We start from the raw sequence: 6,023 nt of genomic DNA on the forward strand, positions 1-6,023 counted from the left end.
CATCTTCATGGACCGGATGACGGGCGGCGGCTTCGTCCTCAACGGCGCCGGTGAAGTGTCGGGCATGACGCAGCTCATGGAGTGGGGCCTGGTGGAGACGCCCATGCTCCTCACCAACACCATGTCCGTGGGCGCGGCGTCCGATGCCCTGGCCCGCCACATGGTGGAGCAGTACCCCGGCATCGGCGATGAGCACGACGTCATCATCCCCATCGTCGGCGAGTGCGACGACAGCTACCTCAACGACATCTCCGGCCGGCACGTGCGCGCCGAGCACGTCTTCGAGGCCATCCGCAACGCCTCGGACGGCCCCGTGCCCGAGGGCAACGTGGGCGGCGGCACCGGCATGGTGACGTGCGACTTCAAGGGCGGCATCGGCACCGCCTCGCGCAAGCTGCCCGAGGCGCTCGGCGGCTACACCCTGGGCGTGCTGGTGATGTCCAACTTCGGCAAGATGCACAACCTGCGCGTGGGCGGTCTGCCCGTGGGCGAGGTGCTCGCCGAGAAGTTCAAGGACACCCCCCGGCGCGGCCAGACGTACGGCTCCATCATCGCCGTGGTGGCCACGGACGCCCCCCTGCTCAGCCATCAGATCAACCGCTTGTGCAAGCGCGTGTCGCTGGGCATCGGCCGGGTGGGCAGCTACGCGGCGCACGGCTCGGGGGAGATCGTCGTGGGCTTCTCCACCGCCAACATCATCCCCCGGCGCACCCAGAAGATGGTCTACAAGCTGAAGATCCTCCTGGATCAGCGCCTGGACCCCCTCTACGAGGCGGTGATGGAGGCGACGGAGGAAGCCATCCTCAACTCCATGTGCATGGCCACCACCATGAAGGGGGTGAACGACAACTACGTCCCGGCGCTCCCGCTGGACGAGGTGCGGCGCTTCGTGAACGCCTGCCGACCCATCTTCGCCTCGGTGAAGAAGCGCCCCCAGCAGACGAGCGCCCCGGTGGGTCGCGAGAAGCCGGCCGACGTGAACAAGGAGGGGGAGGTGAGGGCCGGGGCCGTGCTGCCCACCGAAGTCCGGGGGGCGGAAGGCATCCCATTCCCTACACGCCCGGCACCGGAGGATATAGAGGACTCCTCTTCCGGCGGAACTTCTGGTACTTAGGCGCCTTTCGTCACCCTCCCTACATCAGGAGACACCTACATGGCCCGCAGCAAGAGCAAGCACCGCCGCGTGCAGCACCAGATCAAGGCGAAGTGGAAGCGCCAGTTCAAGCGCAAGGCCGCCGCCGCCAAGGCCGAGGCCGCGAAGAAGTAGTTTCCGGTACCTTGGACCCGCCCCGCGCGCATGCTCGCCCGCCTACTGGCGGGGGGCCGTGAAGGGGCGGGTCACCGTGCAGTACCGGGTGCCGCCCCCGCTGGTGCCCGAGTAGGTCCCCTGCCAGTCCCCCCTCAGTCGAGGCACGCCGCCATCTCCGACGGCCGGGATGTAGCGCCCGGAGAGACTCGCTGACTCGAGTCCCCCGATGCCGCCATCCGTCGTCTCGGCGCCGACTCCCAACAGGTTGAAGTCGTAGGTCGTATAGAGCGTGCCGCGCAGCGTCATGCCGTTGAGCGTGGCGGTGACGTCGCTGCCCTGGCGGCTCACCTCCAGCGGCCCCTCGGGCAGATCCACCGCCACCTCGCCGCAGTCCTCCGGGAAGGCGCTCTCCTCCAACTGGAGGGCATAGCGACCTTCGATGGGAGGACAGTTGGAGCAGGGCGAGCCGCCGCCGCCGGTGCATCCGGTGGAGGCGGAAAGCAGCGCGAGTACGCCTGGGAGCGCACAGGTGTGGAACCAGAAGCGTCCAGAAGTCATGGATTATCTACCTTGGTGAGGGGGGCCCGGACTTCCCGAGAGGAAGCGAAGTTCCTACGTTCTGTCGCGTCCTGGGCGGGTTGTGCGCGTGCATCGGTGGGTGGAGGGGGTGGGGTTGTGACGGGGCTCGACACGAAACGGTGGTCCAATCTTATCTTCGCCGGGCTGTTCGCCCTGGCATTGGTTCTCTTCTCGAGGATCCTCCTTCCCTTCCTGATGCCGGTGCTGTTGGGCGGCTTCCTCGTCGTGCTGTTCCGGCCGCTGCAGGATGTCCTGTTCCGCACCCGACTGCGCGCCTGTCCGGCGCTGTGCGCGGGCCTGTCCACGCTGGCCGTCTTCCTGCTCATCCTGGTGCCCCTGGCGCTGGTGGGGTGGTTGGTGGCGCGCGAGGTGCTCGGGATGATGGAGCACGCGCAGGATGTGCTCGACCATGTGGATCTGCGCCAGCAACTCGTGGCGAGTCTGCCCCGGGGGCTGCGGCGCTTCGTGGCCCTGCCGGCGCAGGGCTCCCAGGCGGAGCAGGTGCTGATGGGGGTGGTAGCCAACGGGGCCACCATCGCGACGGGACTGCTGGGGGCCGGCACGGAACTGGTCATCGACCTGTTCCTGATGGCGGTGGCCATGTACTACTTCTTCCTCGATGGGCGCCGCCTGTGGTTCGAGGCCACCCAGCTCATCCCGCTGGACAAGCGCTACATCCAGGCGTTCGCCCAGGAGTTCACCGACGTGGCGCACGCCATCGTCTACGGCAACACCATCACCGCGTTCGTGCAGGGGGCGCTGGGGACGGTGGGGCTGATGCTGGTGAAGGTGCCGCACGCGGGAGTGTGGGGCGCGGCCATGGTGCTGGTGGCGATGGTGCCCGTGGGCGGCACGGCGCTCGTGTGGGGACCCATTGGCGTGGCGCTGCTGATGGTCAACAAGGTGAACGAGGGCATCTTCCTGCTGGCCTGGGGCGCCTTCGTGGTGAGCAGCATCGACAACGTGCTGCGGCCGAAGCTGTGCGGCTCGAAGATGGCGCTCCACCCGCTGCTCGTCTTCCTGTCCATGTTCGGCGGGCTGGCGGTGTTCGGGATGATGGGGCTGCTGGTGGGGCCGCTCATCGCCTCCATCTTCATGGCCATGGTGCGCATCTACCGGCGTGACTTCCTGGGGCTGCGTCCGGCCCCGCGGGAGCTGCCCGCTCCGCTCGAGCCGGCGGTGCAGCAGGTGCCCGCGCCGCAGCCGGTGGTCATGCCGCAACCAATGGTTGCCTCCGCACCTTCGGTCGTCGAGGGCTGACGTCCAGCCTGGACAAGGGCCCGCGCGGTGGGTGAGGCTGCCGGGCATTCATGAAGGCCTCTGGACGCTGGTTGTGTCTGGCGTTGTTGCTGCTCACCTCCCGGGTCGCGCTCGCCGAGCGCGTGGCCGTCTCCAGCCTCGTAGGGGACAAGAAGGACCGGCTGCGCGCGCAGGTGACGGCGGTGCTGCGCAAGACGCGCGAGGTGCGGGTGCTGCCGCCCGCGGCCTATGCGCTGGCGGCCGGGAAGCTGGGGCTGCGCGGCCCCGCGTCCGTGGCGCCCGAGGCGGTGGTGCGCGTGGCGCCGAAGCTCGAGCTGGACGCCGTCCTCACGGGCTCGGTTTCGGGCAGGACCTTCGAGGCCCGGCTTCTCGCTCGGGATGGTCAGGAGGTGTGGTCCGGCGAGTACCCGCTGAAGCGTGGGCTGCTGGCCCCGAGGGAGGCCCGGAAGCTCGCGCTGGCCGTGGCCGCCGCGGTGAAGGCTGATCGGCCCGCTCCCGTGCCTCAGCCCGAGGAGCCCGCGTCGGCCGAGCCCGTGGCCGAGGCCGCTCCCGCGCCCCAGCCGGAGCCCGAGCCGGTGGCGCCCGTGGTGGCCTCCGCGCCCGAGCCCCGTGAGCCCGAGGCGCGGCCTCGTGCTGATCGCCCGGCGGAGGTGAAGCTGGGCCCCGTCGCCGAGTGGGCGGCGCTGGACGAGGAGTCGCACACGTACACCACGGAGCTCGCCGGCAGCGCCGGGGGGTTCCCCGAGGCCAAGGGCACGCCGGAGGCGGAGCGGGACGCGGCGGATCGGTTGCCCCCGGGGATGAAGGTGTTCCTCGGGGCGGCGGTGACGTGGCGCAAGTACTGCGCGCGGCCGGAGGTGGGCTCGTGCGCGGCGTACGACGCGCGGCTTCCGGAGCAGCAGACGGGGGACATCGTGGACTTCAGCGCGGCGGCGCCCTACGCGGGGATCACCGCGGAGGCGGAGGTCTTTCCCCTGCTGCACTGGCGGTCGCGGCTGCGGGGCGTGGGGCTCACGGGGAACTTCCAGCGGAGCTTCGCTCGGACGACGGTTCGAATCACCTCGCCCTCCGGCTCCACGCCCGATCGCGAGGTGTACGCGACGGACACGGCCTATGGGGCCATGCTCGCCTACCGCTTCTTCTTCGACATGGGGAAGGGCGGCGAGCCGATGTGGGGTTACGGGACGATGCGGCTGGGGGCGCTCGGCCGCTCCTTCGCCGTGGACGAGGCGGTGGAGAGTCCGCTGCCGGTGGCGCACCGCTTCTTCCCCGCGGTGGGGTTGGACCTGGTGGCGCCGCTGATGCGGGCGGTGCGCATCCAGGCCGGGGGTCAGCTCTTCGTCCGGCCGAACCCCGGAAACTCGCTCGGCGGTGACGACGATGGCTCCCATGTCTTCGAGGTGCGCGACTACGGCGAGTCGGTGTCGAGCCTCGGCTGGGCCGCGGAGCTGGGCCTGGCGGGAGACATCTGGGGCCCGCTCGGCTACTCCGCGCGCTTCCGGTTGGAGCACTACCTGGATCGCTTCTCGGGGGAGGGCACCCGGCGCGGCTGGCTCACCCGCGGCGTGGCCGAGGACACCTTCTCCAGCTTCCTCGTGGGGCTGACGGCCTCCTGGTGAGGCGCCGTCGCGTCAGACCGAGATGAGGCCCTTGCGGATGCCCTCCGTGACGGCCTCCACGCGGTTGGTCACCTCGAGCTTGCGGTAGATGTGCTCCAGGTGGGTGCGGATGGTGGCCTTGGACAGGTCGAGCAGCTTGGCCGCCTCGCTGTTGGACACGCCCTTGGCGATGAGCTGGAGGATCTCCGACTCGCGGTCCGACAGCGGCTTGTGCGGGGGCTCGATCTGCTCGGAGGTGGGCGCGGGCGTCGGCGCCGCGGCGGGGGCGGCCACGGGCGTGGCGGGCGCATCCGGCACGCGGAAGTGGCGCAGCAGCCGGCGCGCCAGGTTGGGCTGGATGACGGTGCCGCCCGCACGCACTTCCTTGATGGCCTCGATGATCTTGTCCGCGGGCGTGCCCTTGAGCAGGTAGCCCGACGCCCCTGCCTTCACCGCCTCGAGGACTTTGTCCTCCTCGTCGAAGATGGTGAAGATGAGGATCTCCACCTGGGGCCAGCGCGCCTTGACCTCGCGGGTGACGTCGATGCCGCTCATGCGCGGCAGGCCCAGGTCCAGGAGCATGACGTCCGGGAGGCTCTTGGCGACCTCCTCGAGCGCGGCCTCGCCGGACAGGGCGGTGCCGATGATCTCGATGTCCTGGTTGCTCTCGAGCAGGCGGAGCTGGTTCTTGAGGATCTTGGTTTGATCCTCGACCACGAAGACGCGGATGGGGGAGGCGGGCGTCGGGAGGGTTTCCACGGGAGCTCGGGTCAGGAGGGAGAGGGAACGGAGAAGGAGACGCGGGTGCCGGTGCCGGGCGCCGAGTCCACGAGGAGTTCGCCACCGAGCTTCATGGCGCGCTCGCGCATGTTGAGCAGGCCGTAGTGGCCCCGAGGCGTCTTGCGCGGATCGAAGCCCTTGCCGTCGTCGCGGATGACGAGCTGGACGCGGTGCTGGTCGTAGTCGAGCTTCACCTGCACCAGCCTGGGCTCGGCGTGCTTGACGGCGTTGGAGAGGCACTCCTGGAGGATGCGGAAGAGGGCCAGCTGGGCGTCCGGGCTCAGCTTGCGCGGCAGGCCGGTGCGCTCGAAGCGGATGTCCACCTGGGTGCGCTGGCCGAACGTCTTCACGTAGTCATCGAGCCCCTGCGTCAGCTCGAAGTCCTCGCGCATCATCTGGAGGTTGCGCCGCAGCTCCTCGATGGACTCCTCGGCCGTGGCCTTCAGCTCGGTGATCTCCGAGCGCAGCGGGGAGTCCTCCTTGGCCATGCCGAGGATGAACTCGGCCTGGATGATCATCGAGGAGAGCGAGGCGCCCAGGCCGTCGTGGATCTCCCG

Annotated in this window: 7 protein-coding genes; 4 read left to right on the forward strand and 3 right to left on the reverse strand. The window is 69.7% G+C overall.

The window, feature by feature from the left end:
• Both VF794_RS17875 and VF794_RS17880 read left to right on the forward strand, forming a co-directional pair.
• Positions 1 to 1,114: P1 family peptidase (locus VF794_RS17875; RefSeq protein WP_331111987.1), on the forward strand; the 1,114-nt coding region annotated here is incomplete at its 5' end.
• 39 nt (positions 1,115 to 1,153) lie between these two features.
• The gene (locus VF794_RS17880) at positions 1,154 to 1,267 is read left to right on the forward strand and encodes an aminopeptidase (RefSeq protein ID WP_331111989.1); all 114 of its coding nucleotides are present in this window, start codon (positions 1,154 to 1,156) and stop codon (positions 1,265 to 1,267) included.
• Between the two features lie 42 nt (positions 1,268 to 1,309).
• Here VF794_RS17880 and VF794_RS17885 read toward each other — a convergent pair whose 3' ends face one another.
• Positions 1,310 to 1,807: a hypothetical protein gene (locus VF794_RS17885; protein ID WP_331111991.1), complete on the reverse strand. Its 498-nt coding sequence runs from the start codon at positions 1,805 to 1,807 to the stop codon at positions 1,310 to 1,312.
• A gap of 117 nt (positions 1,808 to 1,924) precedes the next feature.
• On the opposite strand from VF794_RS17885, the gene VF794_RS17890 reads away from it, so the two are divergent.
• The gene (locus tag VF794_RS17890; protein ID WP_331111993.1) at positions 1,925 to 3,088 is read left to right on the forward strand and encodes an AI-2E family transporter; all 1,164 of its coding nucleotides are present in this window, start codon (positions 1,925 to 1,927) and stop codon (positions 3,086 to 3,088) included.
• A gap of 50 nt (positions 3,089 to 3,138) precedes the next feature.
• Positions 3,139 to 4,707 (forward strand): hypothetical protein, encoded by a 1,569-nt coding sequence (locus VF794_RS17895; RefSeq protein WP_331111995.1) that lies wholly within the window; start codon positions 3,139 to 3,141, stop codon positions 4,705 to 4,707.
• Positions 4,708 to 4,719: 12 nt separating this feature from the next.
• Here the strand turns inward: VF794_RS17895 and VF794_RS17900 are convergent, their stop codons facing one another.
• Both VF794_RS17900 and VF794_RS17905 read right to left on the reverse strand, forming a co-directional pair.
• Positions 4,720 to 5,460, reverse strand: a complete 741-nt coding sequence (locus tag VF794_RS17900) for a response regulator transcription factor (RefSeq protein WP_331111999.1) — start codon at positions 5,458 to 5,460, stop codon at positions 4,720 to 4,722.
• On the reverse strand, positions 5,457 to 6,023 hold a 567-nt coding region (locus tag VF794_RS17905), incomplete at its 5' end, for a sensor histidine kinase (protein WP_331111997.1). The genes VF794_RS17905 and VF794_RS17900, both read right to left, overlap by 4 nt.

It is taken from the genome of Archangium sp. (assembly GCF_036389735.1).
GTDB lineage: Bacteria > Myxococcota > Myxococcia > Myxococcales > Myxococcaceae > Archangium.